This is a genomic window from Mucilaginibacter oryzae (assembly GCF_003148845.1).
GTDB classification, from domain to species: Bacteria; Bacteroidota; Bacteroidia; order Sphingobacteriales; family Sphingobacteriaceae; genus Mucilaginibacter; species Mucilaginibacter oryzae.
This window is the reverse complement of the sequence record NZ_QGHA01000004.1, coordinates 349,131-367,506: the sequence shown is the minus strand read 5'-3', so window position 1 is coordinate 367,506 and position 18,376 is coordinate 349,131. Positions and strand designations below refer to the sequence as shown.

15 protein-coding genes are annotated in these 18,376 nt (G+C 45.2%); 8 read left to right on the top strand and 7 right to left on the bottom strand.

All coding sequences use genetic code 11. The annotated features are described in order from the left end of the window. The first annotated feature begins 46 nt into the window (after positions 1-46). The 5 genes from LX99_RS13390 to LX99_RS13370 all read left to right on the top strand — a co-directional run bounded on the left by LX99_RS13390 (position 47) and on the right by LX99_RS13370 (position 7,201). Positions 47-1,144: a carboxylate-amine ligase gene (locus tag LX99_RS13390; protein ID WP_109608332.1), complete on the top strand. Its 1,098-nt coding sequence runs from the start codon at positions 47-49 to the stop codon at positions 1,142-1,144. A 124-nt stretch (positions 1,145-1,268) separates the two neighbouring features. Continuing rightward, entirely contained in the window at positions 1,269-2,093 is an 825-nt protein-coding gene (locus LX99_RS13385) for a type 1 glutamine amidotransferase (RefSeq protein WP_109608331.1), read from the top strand. 177 nt (positions 2,094-2,270) lie between these two features. Beyond that, entirely contained in the window at positions 2,271-3,464 is a 1,194-nt protein-coding gene (locus LX99_RS13380; RefSeq protein WP_109608330.1) for a hypothetical protein, read from the top strand. 59 nt (positions 3,465-3,523) lie between these two features. Further along, positions 3,524-3,688 carry a FeoB-associated Cys-rich membrane protein gene (locus LX99_RS13375; RefSeq protein ID WP_109608329.1) on the top strand — a complete coding sequence of 55 codons (165 nt, stop codon included), beginning with the start codon at positions 3,524-3,526 and terminating at the stop codon, positions 3,686-3,688. 60 nt (positions 3,689-3,748) lie between these two features. Next, positions 3,749-7,201: a glycosyltransferase gene (locus LX99_RS13370; RefSeq protein WP_109608328.1), complete on the top strand. Its 3,453-nt coding sequence runs from the start codon at positions 3,749-3,751 to the stop codon at positions 7,199-7,201. 133 nt (positions 7,202-7,334) lie between these two features. Here the strand turns inward: LX99_RS13370 and ispF are convergent, their stop codons facing one another. Together ispF and porV are read right to left on the bottom strand one after the other, a co-directional pair. Then, positions 7,335-7,820, bottom strand: a complete 486-nt coding sequence (ispF, locus tag LX99_RS13365; protein WP_245927909.1) for a 2-C-methyl-D-erythritol 2,4-cyclodiphosphate synthase — start codon at positions 7,818-7,820, stop codon at positions 7,335-7,337. Continuing rightward, positions 7,820-8,980: a type IX secretion system outer membrane channel protein PorV gene (gene porV / locus LX99_RS13360; RefSeq protein ID WP_146203118.1), complete on the bottom strand. Its 1,161-nt coding sequence runs from the start codon at positions 8,978-8,980 to the stop codon at positions 7,820-7,822. The genes ispF and porV overlap by 1 nt, the downstream gene beginning before the upstream one ends. A gap of 240 nt (positions 8,981-9,220) precedes the next feature. On the opposite strand from porV, the gene LX99_RS13355 reads away from it, so the two are divergent. Continuing rightward, positions 9,221-10,876 (top strand): SUMF1/EgtB/PvdO family nonheme iron enzyme, encoded by a 1,656-nt coding sequence (locus tag LX99_RS13355; RefSeq protein ID WP_109608326.1) that lies wholly within the window; start codon positions 9,221-9,223, stop codon positions 10,874-10,876. A gap of 190 nt (positions 10,877-11,066) precedes the next feature. On the opposite strand, the gene LX99_RS13350 is transcribed toward LX99_RS13355, so the two are convergent. From LX99_RS13350 to argH, 3 genes are all read right to left on the bottom strand, one after another. Further along, on the bottom strand, positions 11,067-11,765 hold the full coding sequence (locus tag LX99_RS13350) for a DUF1345 domain-containing protein (protein WP_109608325.1): 699 nt from the start codon (positions 11,763-11,765) through the stop codon (positions 11,067-11,069). 63 nt (positions 11,766-11,828) lie between these two features. Beyond that, positions 11,829-12,032, bottom strand: coding sequence for a YwbE family protein (locus LX99_RS13345; protein ID WP_022830012.1), 204 nt, complete (start codon positions 12,030-12,032; stop codon positions 11,829-11,831). A 202-nt stretch (positions 12,033-12,234) separates the two neighbouring features. Beyond that, positions 12,235-13,569: an argininosuccinate lyase gene (argH, locus tag LX99_RS13340; protein ID WP_109608324.1), complete on the bottom strand. Its 1,335-nt coding sequence runs from the start codon at positions 13,567-13,569 to the stop codon at positions 12,235-12,237. A gap of 311 nt (positions 13,570-13,880) precedes the next feature. On the opposite strand from argH, the gene LX99_RS13335 reads away from it, so the two are divergent. Then, on the top strand, positions 13,881-16,550 hold the full coding sequence (locus LX99_RS13335) for an alpha-L-rhamnosidase (protein WP_109608323.1): 2,670 nt from the start codon (positions 13,881-13,883) through the stop codon (positions 16,548-16,550). Positions 16,551-16,683: 133 nt separating this feature from the next. Next, positions 16,684-17,334 carry an START domain-containing protein gene (locus tag LX99_RS13330; protein ID WP_109608322.1) on the top strand — a complete coding sequence of 217 codons (651 nt, stop codon included), beginning with the start codon at positions 16,684-16,686 and terminating at the stop codon, positions 17,332-17,334. A gap of 287 nt (positions 17,335-17,621) precedes the next feature. Here LX99_RS13330 and LX99_RS26475 read toward each other — a convergent pair whose 3' ends face one another. Both LX99_RS26475 and LX99_RS13320 read right to left on the bottom strand, forming a co-directional pair. Beyond that, positions 17,622-17,927: a putative toxin-antitoxin system toxin component, PIN family gene (locus LX99_RS26475; protein WP_407937406.1), complete on the bottom strand. Its 306-nt coding sequence runs from the start codon at positions 17,925-17,927 to the stop codon at positions 17,622-17,624. A 104-nt stretch (positions 17,928-18,031) separates the two neighbouring features. Next, positions 18,032-18,250 carry a hypothetical protein gene (locus tag LX99_RS13320; RefSeq protein WP_109608467.1) on the bottom strand — a complete coding sequence of 73 codons (219 nt, stop codon included), beginning with the start codon at positions 18,248-18,250 and terminating at the stop codon, positions 18,032-18,034. Positions 18,251-18,376 lie beyond the last annotated feature (126 nt).

The window sequence follows — 18,376 nt, the reverse complement described above, 5'->3', positions numbered from 1 at the left end:
CGCTCCCTGGAGAGGGTTTTAATAGCGAGTTATAACCAAACCAATTATGAACGAGTTTACCTTAGGTGTTGAAGAAGAATTTATGGTGATCGATCCTGTATCGCGGGAGTTGAAATCGCATGAGCAAAAAATTGTGGATAGCGCGCAAAAGATCCATGAAGACCAGGTAAAGGCCGAGATGCACCAGGCCGTGGTTGAAGTAGGCACACACATTTGCCGTAACACACAGGAGGCCCGCAAAGAGGTGAGCAAGCTTCGCACTACCGTGGCCCAACTGGCAGGCGATATCGGCCTGCGCATCGGGGCTTCCGGAACCCATCCCTTTTCACACTGGCAACACCAGCTTATTACCGACCACCCAAGGTATTTTGAAATAGTGGATGAAATGCAGGAGGCTGCCCGTTCAAACCTCATTTTTGGTTTGCATGTGCACGTGGGTATCCAATCAAGGGATATGGCCATTCACATAGCCAACCAGGTGCGCTACTTTTTGCCTCACGTGTATGCGCTGTCAACCAATTCGCCGTTTTGGGAAGGACGCAACACCGGGTTTAAATCATTCAGAACCAAGGTATTTGATAAATTTCCGCGTACAGGCATCCCCGATTATTTTAACAATATTGAGGAGTATGACCGGTACATTAAACTGCTGGTGAAAACCAATTGCATTGATAACGCCAAAAAGATATGGTGGGATATCCGGGTGCACCCCTTTTTCGAAACCATCGAATTCCGCATTTGCGATTGCCCGATGCTGGTGGATGAAACCATCGCTTTCACCGCCCTGTTCCAGGCGCTTTGTGCCAAGCTGTACAAGCTTCGCTCACAAAATATGAAATTCATCAATTACTCCCGCGCGCTCATTAACGAAAATAAATGGCGCGCCGCACGCTACGGTATCGATGGTAAAATGATTGATTTTGGCAAGGAGATGGAAGTAAATACCCGGTCGTTAGTACTTGAGCTGCTTGATTTTGTGGATGATGTGGTAGATGATCTGGGTTCGCGCGATGACCTTAAATATGTGCATAACATATTGGAACACGGCACCGGCGCCGACAGGCAACTGGCTATTTACCAGCAAAACCATAACTTTACCGATGTGGTTGATTACATCACATCACAAACGTTGAAGGGGTTGTAAACCCCACAACCCCACCCAACCCTCCCCGGAAGGGAGAGCTTAAGAAAGCTTAACGTATGCGAAAATTAAATAATGAAAATAAGAAAGTCTCCCCTACCGGGGGAGATTTAGTGGGGGCCTGCTTATGAAACCAGCAATAAAAGTAGCCATACTTGATCTGTACGATGGGATAGCGAACGAAGGTATGCGCGGTTTCCAGGACATTTTGAAAAGGTACAGCGCTAAACACGATCTGGATTTAACTTACCAGATTTTTGATGTGCGCCGCAAATGCGAAATGGCCGGTCTTAACTTTGATATCTATTTATCAAGCGGTGGCCCCGGCAACCCATTGGAAACTGAAGGCACTGAATGGGAGAAAAAATATTTCAGGTTGATGGATAAGCTGGAAGATCATAACCTGGGCAATAACAGCGATAAAAAGCATGTATTTTTTGTATGCCACTCCTTCCAGTTAATGTGCAGGCATTATAAGCTGGGCGATATCAACATGCGCAGGTCGCCGTCGTTTGGGATATTGCCGGTTAATAAAACAGCCCCGGGGCTGGATGAACCGTTATTTAAAAACCTTGCCGAACCGTTTTATGCAGTCGATTCGCGCAGCTGGCAGGTAATTAACCCGGATGATAGACGGTTTAAGGAACTGAACATGCAACTGGTTGCCATAGAAAAAGAACGCCCCCATGTTGATTTACCGAGAGCTATGATGGCCATCAGGTATAACGATTATTTTTTTGCAACACAGTTTCATCCGGAAGCCGACGCCATGGGCATGAAAGGCATGCTGATGCGCGAAGAAAAAAAACGGGAAGTAATTAACGAGCATGGAGAAGTAAAATATCTCGAAATGCTGCAGCGGCTTGACGACCCGGACAAGATAACGCATACACAAAACACCCTGATACCTAATTTTTTGGATGCGGCTTTGGAGAATATGTATGTGAAGTAATTTCGGAGTTCGGAATTTCGATTTCGGATTTTTTTGTTGGGAATACAATGATTTTTGATTTTACTGATTTTGTTCTAACAGAAATAAAAATGTCATTCAGATTGGATAATCTCTAATTCAAAAATATTCTGCTAATTCTCAAATTCTGTAAATTCTGATTCAGACAAAGGAATAACTATGAACCCATCAGTCAGAAAAACATTTAACGATAAATTCACCCAGGAGAAATATCAGCAATTCCTTGATAAGCTGAACGCCGGTTTAAAAGAACCCGTACCATTCCGCGTGGCCGAAACACCCGTTTTTTTAACTGATGATTTCAGGGATCGGTTGATAGCAGCCGGCAACAGCATCATTGACACCATTATGCAGCCCGGCTTTAAGGAAATGACCGAACGTGCCATTCCCGATTTTTGGCGCGTAGCCAACGAAAACGATCACCCGCATTTCATCGCGCTCGATTTTGGAGTTTGTGAAGATAACGAGGGCAACATCGTTCCGAAACTTATCGAATTGCAGGGCTTTCCGTCTCTTTACGGTTTTCAGCTTCATTTGGGCGATACTTACCGGGAGCTTTACGGTTTAAGCGCAGATGAAACCATATTTTTCGGTGGATTGGACAAGGACAGCTATCTCGATCTGCTCAAAAAAACCATTATCGGCCCATACCGGCCCGACGAAGTGGTTTTGATGGATGTAAACGCTCCCGAACAAAAAACGGCGGTCGACTTTTATCTCACCGAAAAGTATATTGGTACCCCGGTAGTATCGCTAAGCGATCTGATACAGGAAGGCAAAAAGCTTTACTACATGGCCGGCGACGAAAAAATACAGATAAAACGGATATATAACCGACTGATATTTGATGAGATAGCGGGCGACCCTGCCATATTTACCAAAGTGGCCGATATCCGTCAGCCACTGGAGGTTGAGTGGGTTACCCACCCCAACTGGTTTTATCGCGTAAGCAAATTCACCATGCCTTTTTTAAGCGGCAGCTACGTACCTGAAACCCGTTTTTTGCACCAGGTAGAAGTAATTCCTGCCGACCTCGAAAACTATGTGCTTAAACCATTGTTTTCGTTTGCAGGTCAGGGCGTGATCATCGATATTAGTAAAAAGGATCTTGAAGCTGTTACCGATCCCGAAAACTGGATCCTGCAGCAAAAGGTTAATTATCAGCCCATAGTGCAATCGCCGGAAGGCGGCGTTAAGGCCGAGATTAGATTACTGTACCTTTGGCCCGATGGCGACAAAAAGCCAACGCTGGCCATAAACCTGGCAAGGTTAAGCCGCGGGAAAATGATAGGTGTACGCTATAATAAGGATTTTAATTGGGTTGGCGGCACTGTAGCTTTCATGCCCTTGTAAAAATTGATACTAATGCCGCGCAATATACGTATATGTTAAATAATGCTTAATTTTGTAATATGAACATGCAAAATATCATTGTTATACTGCTTTTTGCAGCCGCGGTTATTTACCTGGGCCGCATGATGTATAAAAGCCTTACAACCAAAAAGGCTTGCGGTGGTAACTGCAAATGCGGAGTTGATTTTTCGGGCATTGAACCGGGTAAAAACGACCGGCGCTAAGCAATACCATTCATATAATCTTCATAAGTAACCTATACTTTTAACAAAGTAAATCACTTAATGTCATCAAGCAAGCAAGTTTTTCAGGCTGATAACCCAGGTAGGTGGAACCGTTTTAAATGGCTCAGCCGTATATTGCTGTTAGTATTGATTATAGGTATCGTAGCCGTAATCGTTACTATCCGTTCTACTTATTACCCCGACCTTCCGAACCTTAACCCGGCGCCCAAAAAAATGAGCAAGGAGGAGTTGGATCAGCTCAAAAGGTCGACGAAATTTAAATCCTTCCGCATTCAGAAATCCGAGATCGAGGCGCTTGAACGGGCTCGTAAACTGCATCAGCGCAAACAACCCAATAACAAAGACCGCATAAACGCGGCCTTTTATCGTGCCTGGGAGCCACAGGCTTACAACTCGTTGGTAGTTAACCTATCCCACCTTGACATGGTGGTAAGCGAAGGTTTTTTTATCGCACCTAAGGTTGATACGGTTATCACCAAACTGGATACCGGTTTGATGAACCTCAACAAAAAGTACAAAAAGCCTATTGTTGTATCGCTTTCAAACTATGTTAACTACAATAACGTAAGCGGCGGGTACGATACCAAAGATGTAGACCGCATAGTTAATAGCCCGAGGCTGCGTAGCGGCTTTATTAACAGCATTGTAAACGCGCTTACCAAATACCAGCTAAAAGGTATTAATGTTGATTTTGACGAACTTCGCGATCGCAACAGCAAAAACTATATAGCTTTCCAGAACGAATTATACAAGGTACTGCATGCAAAAGGTTTTCTTGTAACGCAAAACGTGGTGCCTGAAGACGAAGCCTATAACATATCCAGGCTTCAGCATATTAATGATTTCCTGTTCATCATGGCTATTGATGAGCACTATGAGGCAACCAACGCCGGCGATGTATCAAACCAACGCTGGGTTGAACAAATACTGGATGATGTTTGTTCGAAGGTACCTTCCGAAAAGATTATCTTAACTTTTGCAGGCGGCGCGTTCGACTGGCGCGAGAATAGTGTAGGCAAATCGATGGGGTACCAGCAAACCATCAGTACGGCCGATGAGCATAAAAGCAAGATCATCTTTGATCCTAATTCTGCCAACCTGCATTATACCTATATGGACAAGGACAGCCTTGACCATATCGTTTACTTTACCGATGCCTCTACCAATTTTAACGTGATCCGCATGGCGGACGACTGGGCAACGGGCGGCGTGGCCCTATGGCGTTTAGGTGCCGAGGATCCAAGATTGTGGACCTTCTTCCAGAAAAACCTTTCGATCGATTCGTTGAGGAAGACCGGTATCGACATGAAAAAATTAACCACGGTAGGTTTAAATAACCGCGTAAACGTTGATTACGATGGCGAGGGCGAAGTACTTGACCTGATTACCACTCCTACTACCGGTTTGATTGACGTGAAGATGGATACCACCACCTACACCATACTCGATCAAATTTATAAAAAGCTGCCAACCAAATACGTGATCCGCAGGTATGGATATGCGCCTAAAAAAGTGGTTTTAACTTTTGATGATGGCCCGGATCCTGACTTTACACCACGCATCCTTGATATACTGAAAAAAGAAAACGTGCCCGCTGCTTTCTTCGTTGTAGGATCGATGGCCGAAAAAAACATGCAGCTATTGCGGCGTGAATATGAAGAAGGATATGAAATTGGCAATCACACATTTTTCCACCCGGATATTTCAACCATCAGCCTGCAGCGCGTAGTACTTGAGCTTAATTCAACGCGTAAGCTTATCGAATCGGTTACCGGGCGTAGCACCATTCTGTTCAGGCCTCCGTTTAATGCCGATGCCGAGCCGCAAACACTTGCCGAGGTTATCCCGGTTGCCGAAAGCCGTCGCCAAAGCTATATCACCATCGGCGAATCTATCGACCCATGGGACTGGCAGCCCGGTGTAACTGCCGATAGCATCATCGCACGTACTATCCGTCAAAAAGATAACGGATCGATGATCTTACTGCACGATGCCGGCGGCGATACCCGCGAAGAAACTGTTAAAGCGTTGCCGACGATTATTCATTATTTTAAATCGCACGGTTACGAATTTACCACTATTGCGGATGTGCTGGGCAAAACCAAAGCCGATCTGATGCCTCCGATCAAGGCCGAACCCGGCATTTTTGGTCCGGCCTATGATATGTTTGTGCATGGTTATTATTACCTGAACTGGACACTCGTTTATATCTTCCTCTCGGCCATATTCCTGGCTATTGGACGTATCGTATTAATCGGGATTTTGGCGGTGAGACAGCGCAGTGAGGATAAAAAATCAAAAAGACTGAACCGCGATACCGATGCAATGCCACCGGTAAGCATTATAGTGCCGGCTTACAACGAGGAGGTAAACGCTGTGGCTACCATCCAGAGTTTGCTGAAAACCGATTATCCGTCATTCGAAATTATTTTTGTTGATGACGGATCGAAGGATAAAACCTATGCCGTTGTAGAGGCGGCTTATAACAATAACCCGCTGGTTAAAATTTTAACCAAGCCAAACGGTGGTAAAGCATCGGCCCTGAACTTTGGCATTACCCATGCTCAGAATGATTTTGTGGTTTGTATCGATGCAGACACGCAGCTTAAAACCGATGCCGTTTATCAGCTGATGACCTACTTTACCGATGCCGAGATTGGCGCGGTGGCCGGTACGGTAAAAGTTGGTAATGAAACCAATATCATTACCCGCTGGCAATCGATCGAGTACATCACGGCGCAAAATATGGACCGCCGGGCGTTCGATCTGATCAACAGCATCACTGTAGTGCCCGGTGCTATCGGGGCCTTCCGCAAATCGGCCATTTTTAAAGCAGGCGGCTTTACTTATGACACCCTTGCCGAAGATTGCGATTTGACAATGCGCATCCTTAAACAAGGCTACGTGGTACGTAACTGTGCCGACGCTGTTGCCTATACCGAAGCGCCGGAAACCATCAATATGCTGCTGAAACAACGCTTCCGCTGGAGTTTCGGCGTGATGCAAAGCTTCTGGAAAAACCGCGACGCGCTGTTTAATAAAAAGTATAAATTTTTCGGGATGGTAGGTATGCCTAATATCCTTATATTCCAGATCATATTGCCGTTGTTCTCTCCCCTGGCCGATTTGATGATGCTGTTTGCCTTGTTTGGCGAAAAACCGGAGAAAATGCTTCTTTATTATGTGGCTTTTGTAATTGTTGATTTTATCGTAGGCATCATCGCCTTCCGGATGGAGAAAGAAGATTACAGAAAACTCGTTTACATCATTCCGCAGCGCTTTATGTGGCGGCAGCTGATGTATTACGTGCTGTTTAAATCGGTGCGTAAAGCGCTTAAAGGCGAGTTGAGCGGTTGGGGCGTGTTAAAGCGTACCGGTAATGTGAAGGTTGGCGATACCGACAATAAGAAAACTAAGCCTCTTTATGTTATTATAGGCATTGCTTTGTTAATTGTAATAGGCTATCTGCTTTACAAACACTTTAGTAAATAGAAAAAAATCCTGTAGCTGATGGAACTACAGAATTTTTTTTTAAAAACAGATATTTGCCGCTGCGAAGTTTTGAAACCGCTGTCCGAAGTTTTCAACTTCGGACGATTATGCCTGGAGTTTGCAACTCCGGCTGTTAACCCCGCTCAATCAAACAAACGGCATAAGCCACAACACCTTCTTCCCTTCCAATAAAGCCCATTTGCTCGTTGGTTGTAGCTTTGATGGATATATCTTCTTCCTCAATACCGGCGGCCCGGGCAATATACCCTTTCATGGCCGGGATGTGCGGATTGATTTTGGGCGCTTCAAGGCATACCATGGCATCTATATTACCAATCGCATAGTTTTTCTCTTTCAGCAGCGCTACTACATGCTCTAACAGAACTAAACTGCTGATGCCTTTCCATTTGTCGTCCTTGTTAGAGAAATGAAAGCCGATATCGCGGAGGTTGGCTGCGCCTAACAAAGCATCGCAAATGGCATGTAACAATACATCCGCATCCGAGTGTCCGTAAGCACCCGCATGGTGCTCCAACTTAACTCCGCCTAAAACAAATGGATGATTTTCCTTTAACTGGTGTACATCAAACCCGAAACCTACTTTTATTTTACCCATCATTATTTTGTAGCGCCAAAATTTGCCGATAGCGTAAAACGCAATGTATTTGCCAGGGCGCTGTTTTGCTGGCTGGCTGCCAGGTATGAAAAATCAAAATCAAAAACGTTGTATTTAAAGCCCACACCCATAGTTAGGTAATGCCGTCCACCCTTCATCGGGTTTTCGTAAAAATAACCGGTACGGAGGGCGAACTGTTTGTTATACCAGTATTCAACCCCAGGAGAAAGTGTAACTTCTTTTATTTCTTCACTAAAACCGCCAGGAGCGTCGCCAAATGACTGAAAAATCCCTGCCGGAACCGATACATCGTTATCATGCCCTTTAATGATATTGCCCTGCGCATCGCGGATCGGCGGAGTAGGTACTAATAGTTTATTCAGATCCAAAGTGGCGGTAAGTTCGTTGGTTTCGTCAAGTTTCCAGGTATTGGCAACACCGATTTTGAGGTTTGTTGGCAAAAAGTACTTCTGACCGACATCGCTAAAGCCGATTTTGGTGCCCACATTGGAGATATTGGTACCGAAAGCGAATGTATTGCCATCGCCATAGGGTGCACGGTAGTATAAGGAAATATCGGCCGCGAAAGCATTACCGGCTTTGGTGGTTTGCCCTGCATTGGTAGCAAACGCCACGCTCGAGATATTAGAGTGGATATAACGCGCGGTAAGGCCAAGCGAAAAATTATCGCCAAACTTACGGGCAAAGGAAACATCAAGCGAAAATTCGTTAGGGGTGTAATTACCTTGCTGGTTAGCGTTATCATCGGCCAGCGGAATGGAGCCGTAATTAAAATAACGCAGCGAGGCCCCTAAAGTATTGCGCTCATCAATTTTGTGCGCATAGCTTAGGTATGACAGGCTGATATCAGGTACAAGGTGCCGCAACCAGGGGCTGTATGATAATGATAACGCATCATCTGCTTCTAAAAATGCAAGTTTTGATGGATTCCAGAAATTGGCGTTAACATCGGGCGTTAAAGCCACGCCGGCATCCCCCATTGCGCCGGAGCGTGAATCGGGCGAAATGTTTAAGAAAGCTACCTCGGTAGGTATAGCGTTAACATTACTTCCGTTGGTATTGGTACCTGTTTGAGCCTCTACCATAACAGGCAATAAAAACGGCGCTAATAATACAACGCGGCTAAACGTAAAAAACTTCATTTATAGCGATTAGGTGGTACGGTGTTTGTAAACACAAATTAACTAAATGTTTGGTGTATATTTTTCAAGCCGCGTTTTTATAGATAGCGAAATCAAAAATAAAATCGGCGCAACTAATTTCATCAATTTTTCGTTAAAACGACTGACAACTGTTGTAATTTATTTATAAATAATGGCATACCGAACTAAGCACTGTATACATTTTTTTATAAATTTACCACTTAATATAACTGTAAAAATATGAAAATACTTTTTACTAAAACTGCTCTTGGACTATTGGTTTTAGGTACCGTGATGAGTAGCTGCAGTAAACGCGAACAATCGCAAAAAACGGGTATCACCTACAACGACAAAAATAATGGTGGTTACCAGCGTTTCAGGCAGACACACCCTGCTCCGGGCCCCGGCCTGGTACCCATTGAAGGCGGAACCTTTGTAATGGGCGGCAGCGCCGATCAGGATGTAACCTACGATTACAACAACGTTAGGCGCAGGGTTACCGTTCCGTCGTTTTATATGGACGAAACCGAAGTATCAAACCAGGATTGGCTTGATTACCTGCACTGGATAGACATCACCTTCCCGTCTGACCGTGAACTATATTATAACGCCGTACCCGATACCTTGGTATGGCGCCGAAAATTATCATATAATGAGCCTTACGTGGATAACTACCTCCGTCACCCCGGCTTTCAGGATTACCCGGTTGTTGGTGTAACCTGGGACCAGGCACAGGCCTACTGCTCATGGCGTACCGACCGTACCAACGAAAATATTTTACGTGAAACAGGCCGCATGGTTGCCTGGAAAGATATGGGCAAAAAAGGCGGAGGCGGCGATGCGGGTATAGCTGCTAACGGACAGCCTTTCAATACCGATATCTACCTGAATGGCCAGATGACCGGCCCTGGTATCGACGGCAAAAAGATGATGCCGAACCTGAGCCCTAACGCCCAGGCCGGTACCGGTAAAGGTGGCAAAGCTGTACGCCCCGTACGTATGGAAGATGGTATCCTGAAACAAAACTATCGTTTACCATCAGAAGCCGAATGGGAATACGCCGCGCTTGCGCTGGCTGGCAATACCCAGTTCGAAAATATCGACGATGGCAAAGTTTATCCATGGAATGGCCTTGGCGTACGTTCGGCCAAAAAGAAAACCCGGGGTTTGATCATGGCTAACTTTAAACGTGGTGCCGGTGATAACGCGGGCGTAGGCGGCTACCTTAATGATAAAGCCGATATCACAGCGCCTGTGCGTTCATACCAACCTAACGATTTTGGCTTATACAACATGGCGGGTAACGTTAACGAATGGGTAGCCGATACTTACCGCCAAACGTCGTTTGAAGAGGTGGAAGATTTCAACCCTTTCCGCGGTAACGAATTTACCAACAAACGCCTGGCCGACCCATCTAAAGGCCGCTACGCAAAAGACAAATACGGCAAGCCAATTAAAGATCCGGCTTATTCAGGCAAAAAATTAAAATACGCCGACATGCTTGCACTGCAGCAGCAAAATTCCGTAGCGCAGTCTGCAAACCCCAACGCGCCGCTTAATAACACCCAAGCCTCGTTACCGGCAGACTCACTATCGCCTAAAAACTCGGGCAAAGCCTACAACCCTGACGCGAGGGGCGAAAAAGATGAAGTTAACAAAGCCCTTTACGGCACTACTACCCTCGTAAACGACCACTCCAAAATTTACAAAGGTGGCTCGTGGAATGATATGGCCTACTGGTTAAACCCTGCTACACGCCGTTTCATGGATCAGGATGAGGCAAGCGCCGAAGTTGGTTTCCGTTGCGCAATGACCATGGTTGGCGCACCTGAAATTAACCCTAACGGCAAACCGCATTACCCGGTAAAAAAGGCTAAACCTTATAAAGCGAGATAAGCTTTTAGATTTAGATATTTGAGTAAGGCCTTTCAGTAATGAGAGGCCTTGTTATAGATTAACAAAATTAAAAATATTTGCATTTCAACACAGAATCTTTGCGCGCCTAAAAATTTACCACGGCTGATAGAACGCTATCTATAAAAATCGTTGCTCCTTATCGCAAGCGCCAAAAAACCAAAGCCGAAGTTTACTTCGATACCATACCCGAAATAATATTAATGCTTAACGCAACAATAGCGGTATTGAACGCGAAAGAGATCAGGCCGTGCATCCATGCCAGCCTGCGGATAGCGCGCGAGGATATCTCAACGTCTGATACCTGGAATGTCATACCGATAACAAACGAGAAGTATACGAAATCGAGGTAATCAGGTTCCTTCAGATCTCCCGGAAATTCGAGGCCGCCCAGGGGTTTTGTTTTTCTGTCAGCATCGGGATCAGTAGAATAGTACATGTGCGCGTACCTTAAGGTAAAAATAGTATGCACCAACCACCACGAAACAACCACAGAAGCCATTGCCAGTGAAACCCGGGCTGTAACTACGGCGTCCGATTGATTTTTGGTTGATAAAAGCAACAGCACTATGGCCAGCAAACTCATCAGTGAGGCGGCTATCACGAATAAAAATATTAATGTCCGGCTCGAATCTTCAATACTTGCAATTTTGCGGATCTCGGCAGGATTGGCGGTAAGGATAATTACCCAATCCATAACAATAATGGAGAACCCGAAGGCCAGCCAGGTTACCAGCGCCACTGTAGGGGCCGAAAAATGCGCCCAGCTAAAAAACAGCGCTACGGCAGCAGTACCGAGGGATATGAGCAGACGGTAATGCGCATCAATACTAAAAAATACTTTTGTTTTGGTTTTGGCTTTTGGAGGCATATCAAATCATTTACACCTTAAATATGATTATGTTTGGTGTAAATTAAATGAAGATACAAAACTTTAATTGTCTTCTTCTACAATCCAGGCTACGCGACCTACCTGCCCGTCCTCTAATTGTACTTTAATACCGCGGGAGTGATAGGCGGCGCTGGTGAGCAGGCGTTTTACAAAGCCTCGGGTAAGCGTGCCGGTGCGCTGATCTTTTTTCAGGATGATGTCAACCTCAAGACCAGGATATATATCGCTTCTGTTTTGTCCGTTCATATTTTGGGGGATTACACCGATTGATTTTTGTTTCTGGGATTACACCGATTAGAGTTTTGATTACCCCCATTCATCCGACCGTTTTTTGAAGACTAAGCAATCCGAACTGTGAAGAACGAGCCTCCTGATTAAGGCTGATTTTTCAGAAGCAAATTCAGGATAACCGTTCCTCAAAATCACTTTTTTTGAGACACTATCGTTCTTATTCAACCAAACTTTTTACAGCTTCTTCCACTTTTCCAAAATCAAAATTACCTACCAGTTTATCAAATGCAGCCGTAATCTGGTCGTTACCCAGGTTACCGATGCTGCCTTCATGAGTATGGTTCACCGTTTTATCGGGGTTAAAGTTACCGGCCTCAATAGCCAAACCTACTTGTTTGTAAGCATCGCGAAAGGGTGTGCCGCTTAAAGTTAAACGGTTCACTTCCTCCACACTGAATAAATAGGCGTATTTGGTGTCATTTAAAATATCCGTTTTCACGGTGATGTTCTGCAGCATAAAGGTTGCCATTTGCAGGCAGTGCTTCAAATCGGCAAAGGCCGGGAACAATAATTCTTTTAATAACTGCAGTTCGCGGTGGTAGCCCGATGGCAGGTTGGTGGTCATCATGGCAACATCCGTTGGCAGCGCCTGCAGGCGGTTGCACTTGCCGCGCATAATTTCCCAAACATCCGGATTTTTTTTATGCGGCATAATGCTGCTGCCCGTAGTTAATGCATCCGGGTAACTTACAAACGAAAAATTCTGGCTCAGGTACAAGGTTTGATCCATAGCCATTTTAGCAAGCGTGGCTGCAACTGTTGAGATGGCCTGGGCAATAACGCGCTCGGTTTTACCACGGCCCATTTGCGCGTAAACCACGTTATAGTTCAGATTATCGAAACCTAAAAGCTGCGTAGTTAACGTACGGTTTAGGGGGAACGACGAGCCATAACCTGCCGCCGAACCAAGGGGATTTTTATTGGTGATACGATAAGCGGCCAAAACCAGCTCCAGGTCATCAACCAGGCTTTCGGCATAAGCCCCAAACCATAAGCCGAATGATGAGGGCATGGCCACCTGCAGGTGGGTATAGCCCGGCAGCAAAATATCTTTATGCTTATCGCTCAGCTCAATAAGCAGGCGAAACAGCGTTTCGGTACTTTCAACCAGATCCTGCAACTGGCTACGAAAAAATAGTTTCAGATCGACCAGAACCTGATCGTTACGGGAACGGCCGCTGTGAATTTTTTTGCCGGCATCGCCAATGCGTTGTGTCAGGAGCAGCTCCACCTGCGAGTGCACATCTTCTACATGCTCATCAATTTTAAAACCGCCTTTGGCTATATCGGAGTAAATGTTTTTCAGTTCGCGCTGAACAAGTTCAAGATCGGCATCATCCATCAGGCCAACGCTCTGCAGCATGCGGGTATGCGCCAATGATCCTAAAACATCAAAAGCCGCCATTTGCTCATCAAATTCGCGATCGCGGCCAACAGTAAAGTTCTCAACCAGTTCGTTAACGTTGGTGTTTTTTTGCCATAACTTGCTCATGGTGCAAATGTATAAATTATCTGAACTGTCTGAACCGGGATTTGGGGAGATTTACCGGATGCTCAGGATTTTGTCTGAACCGGGATTTGGGAAGATTTTTGGGATTAATGGAATTTTTGTATAAATCAGAATTTATGGAATTTAGGAATAAACAGAATGCTAAGCAAATCCGATAAATCATCTAAATCCCCCCAAATCCCGGTTCAGACAGTTCAGGATGCCAATCCCAACCCATCCTGTTAACATTGTTTAATTGTGAAAACATATCACGGGCTCCGGCCAATATTGTATAAACCGCTATATTAACCCACATGAAACACTTTTTATGTAAGCTCTCGCTTTGCATTATCCTGCTATTTTGTTTTTCTGCCCGTAACTATGCACAAACCCCATCTGCAGTTGGGCTTAAGTGCGAGTATTTGGTGAACCCAATCGGCATTGATGCCACACACCCCCGTCTTACCTGGTTAATGAACGATAAGGCACAGGGTGCCGCCCAAAGCGCTTACCAGCTTTTTATAAGTACCGATTCTGCCGCCGTTGCCGCCGGAAAAAGCAATATAATGCCGCCAACTAAAATTGCTTCGTCAAGTAACCTCGCTGTTTATAACGGCCAGCCATTAAAACCTTTTACCAGATATTTTTGGAAGGTGCAGCTTTGGAACCAGGCCGGTAAAAAACTCGCGCCATCTGCTGTAAGCAGCTTTGAAACCGGGATGCTGGGGATGCAAAACTGGCAAGGAACGTGGATCAGCGACCATAAAGGTATCGCGGTTAACCCCGCACCTTACTTCCGCAATACATTTAAGGTTAACAAAACAGTTCGCTCGGCAAGGGCTTATATCGCGGTTGCCGGCCTGTACGAATTGTACTTAAACGGCAAAAAAATAGGCAACCACCGCCTCGACCCGATGTACACCCGGTTTGACAGGCGTACGCTTTATGTATCGTACGATGTTACTCAGCAGCTGCAAAGCGGCAAAAACGCGGTAGGGGTATTATTGGGTAACGGATGGTACAACCACCAGAGCACAGCGGTTTGGTATTATCACCAGGCGCCATGGCGCGGCAGACCTGCTTTTTGTATGGACCTGCGGATCACTTATACCGATGGTTCGGTTGAAACCGTAAAATCAGGCGCCGATTGGAAAACATCACTAAGCCCGGTTGTTTTTAACAGCATTTATACAGCCGAACATTACGATGGCCGTTTAGAGCAACCTGGCTGGAATACCGCCGGTTTTGACGACAGCAAATGGGAACCGGTAATGGTACGCTCAGCCCCATCCATGAACATTGTATCGCAGGCCATGCAGCCAATCCGCGCGGTTGATACCATCAGCACCAAAAGCGTTACTAAAATTGATGATAACGTTTGGGTGTTTGATATGGGCAGGAATATATCGGGTGTAAGCCAGATTACCGTTAAAGGCGATTCAGGCACGGTAATCCGCCTGAAACATGCCGAAAGGTTAAATAAAAACGGCCATGTTGATCAATCAAACATTGACATGCACTACCGCCCCACTGATGATAAAGACCCATTTCAGACCGATATTTTTATTTTAGGCGGCCATGGCGAAGAAACATTTTCCCCGCGCTTTAACTATAAAGGTTTTCAATACATTGAAGTGAGCAGCAGTAAGCCCATCCGCATTGGCAAGGAAAACATCAAAGTTTTTTTTATGCATAGCGATGTGGAGCCTGTAGGGATGGTAAAAACCTCCAACCCAACTATTAACAGCATCTGGTGGGCTACCAACAATAGCTACCTCAGCAACCTGTTCGGCTACCCTACCGATTGCCCGCAGCGTGAAAAGAACGGATGGACGGGCGATGCCCATATTGCCAGCGAGACAGGCCTGTACAACTTTGACGGTATTACCGTTTACGAAAAATGGCTGGCAGATCACCGCGACGAGCAACAGCCCAACGGCGTGCTTCCGGCTGTCATCCCGACAGCGGGCTGGGGCTATGAATGGGCTAACGGCCCGGATTGGACCAGCACCATCGCCATTATCCCCTACAATATTTATTTATTTTATGGCGATAGCAAACTGCTGGCTGATAACTACAACGCCATCAAAAAATATGTAAATCATATTGATGAACTCTACCCAACAGGGCTTACCACCTGGGGCCTGGGCGATTGGGTGCCCGTAAAATCAGTTTCGCCGGTTGAGCTTACTTCATCTGCTTATTATTATACAGATGCAAGCATCCTGGCTAAAGCGGCTAAAATATTAGGCAAACAGGCAGATTATGTAAAGTATACCGCATTGTCCAACAAAATCAGGGATGCCATTAACGCTAAATACCTGGATACCCAAACCGGTATTTATGGCAAAGGCCTGCAAACCGAATTAAGCGTACCGCTTTACTGGGGTATTGTGCCCGATAATATGAAACACAAAGTAGCCGCCAACCTTGCCAAACGTGTTGCCGCCGACAACTTTCACCTGGATGTGGGAATACTGGGCGCCAAAGCCATTTTGAGCGCATTAAGCGATAACGGCTACCCGGATGTTGCTTACAAGATAGCCTCGCAGGAAACCTTCCCCTCATGGGGCTGGTGGATAAAAAACGGAGCTACCACGCTGTATGAAAACTGGGCCATTGATGCCAAATCTGATATCTCACTGAACCACATCATGTTTGGCGAGATTGGCGCATGGTTATATAAAGGCATAGCCGGGATCCACCCCGATCCCGAGCGTCCCGGCTTTAAAAATATATTACTGAAACCTCATTTTGTTGAGGGTTTAAATGAATTTACCGCTACGCACAAAGGCCCTTATGGCAATATTATATCATCATGGAAACGCGACGGCAATACCGTAACCTATAAAGTTACCGTGCCGGCAAATTCAACGGCAGTCATCAGCTTTCCGGCAGGCAAAGTTTGGTTAAACGGCAAACCCATCAGCAACCCAGCGCTGTATAAAGCAAATGCAGGCAGCTATGTATTTGAGATAAAATAATACGGCTGAATGCCATAGCATTTTCATATTTTAACATTCAACCCTATCAAATGACCTTTTACTGACAGGCCGGGCAATCCCGGCCTGTTTTTGTACATACCTTTACCAAACCTTATTTACACGTGCTACCATCATGTACCGGATACTTACTATTGCAATTTTATTATTTACAACAAGAGTTGCCGCTGCCCCCACTGCTACTGACGAACCCTGGGCTTTAAATACCAACAAAGACGGCATCAAGGTTTTTACACGCCATATTGCCGATTCAAAGATCAAGGCTATCAAAGTAGAATGCACCTTCAATGCTACAGCCGCCCAGTTGGTAGCCGTACTTATGGATATCAAAACCTGCAGCGAGTGGGTATACCACACCAAATCGGCCACTGTCATTAAAGAGGTTTCGCCTTCTGATATTTATTACTACTCGGAAGTGAACATCCCCTGGCCGGTACATAACCGCGATTTTGTGGCACATCTTAAGGTGACGCAGGATCCTAAAACGAAGGTTGTAACCATCGACGCGCCGGTTGTATCAAACATGGTGCCCGCAAAGGAAGGCATTGTCAGGGTTGAAAACTCGACCGGCCGCTGGGTGATCACCCCGGTTGACGCCAGTCATGTAAGTATTGTTTATACCCTTCACCTCGATCCGGGCGGCTCGGTACCGGCGTGGCTGATCAACATGTTTGCCGCACAAGGACCTATGGAAAGTTTTAAGGGACTGAAGAAGCAACTGACCAAGCCCGCGTATAAGGACGTGAAGCTGGCATATATACAATAGTTTGGCTCCCCGGCCCCCTGAAGGGGAGTATTTGGGGGATTTAATAATGAGAGTCTTAATTTGTATTAGGAAGGCAGCGGATACCGGCCACCAGGCTAAGAGCCTGTATAGTATGAGCGGAAAGCCTATGCGGTAGGTAACGCCATTTTGAACTGTTAATTTATTTGATTAAGTTGACTTTGCAGACTCTTTTGGGCTTATCACATGTTTATTTTTTATTTTAACACTTTTCAGGAACTATGTCTTGATCTGAAGATTAAGAGTTTATGGGTTCTGCATCAAAAAACCTAATGTCCTAAAATTAGCTCTCTGAATTTATTGAGCGATACTACATTAAGTTCAGGAAATTCAACATCCCGCAGAACATTAAAATGCTTATCATTCGTAACAATATAGTTTGCATTTCCCGCGATCGCTAAGTCTACAAATTTATTATCATCGGGGTCGTTCGCGATAAGGTTCCACTTAAAATAAGTTTCGATATAAAAAACGTTAGGCGCTACACTTAGTAAATTTAATACAATCGCAGCGGTTCGCTCAGAATAGTAAGAAGTAAGCAATTCATCATATCCTGTCAATACTTCGTTGCTTATTAATCATTCAAATTGGTGATCTCTGAAGGCCTTATATAGCCAGTAGTGCGGACTTTGAGCGGGAATTGATGCAATAAGGCAATTGGTATCAATCACAGCACGCATTAACTGTCGGCGTTTAACATATTATCAAAATCTTCCGCGTTATATCCCTTTTCTGATACTACTTTGTTCACTTCGTCTCCCAGTTGATCGGCGTAATAATCTGTCAATAGCTTTTTCAACTCCAATGTTTCTTTTTCAGACATCGGGCGGTTAAATAACCTAAGCAAGCTAACCTGCACCGGGTTAAGTTCTGTATGCGATTCTTTTGCTATTGACATTTTGTTGTTCCTGTAATCAAATTTACTGAAATTATAATACATCATCAATATCAAAGCATCACCCGTTCCTGCAAATAAACGTCAACATTTTGCAAATAAAATTGAAAACTGTTAAGCCGCTTAGCC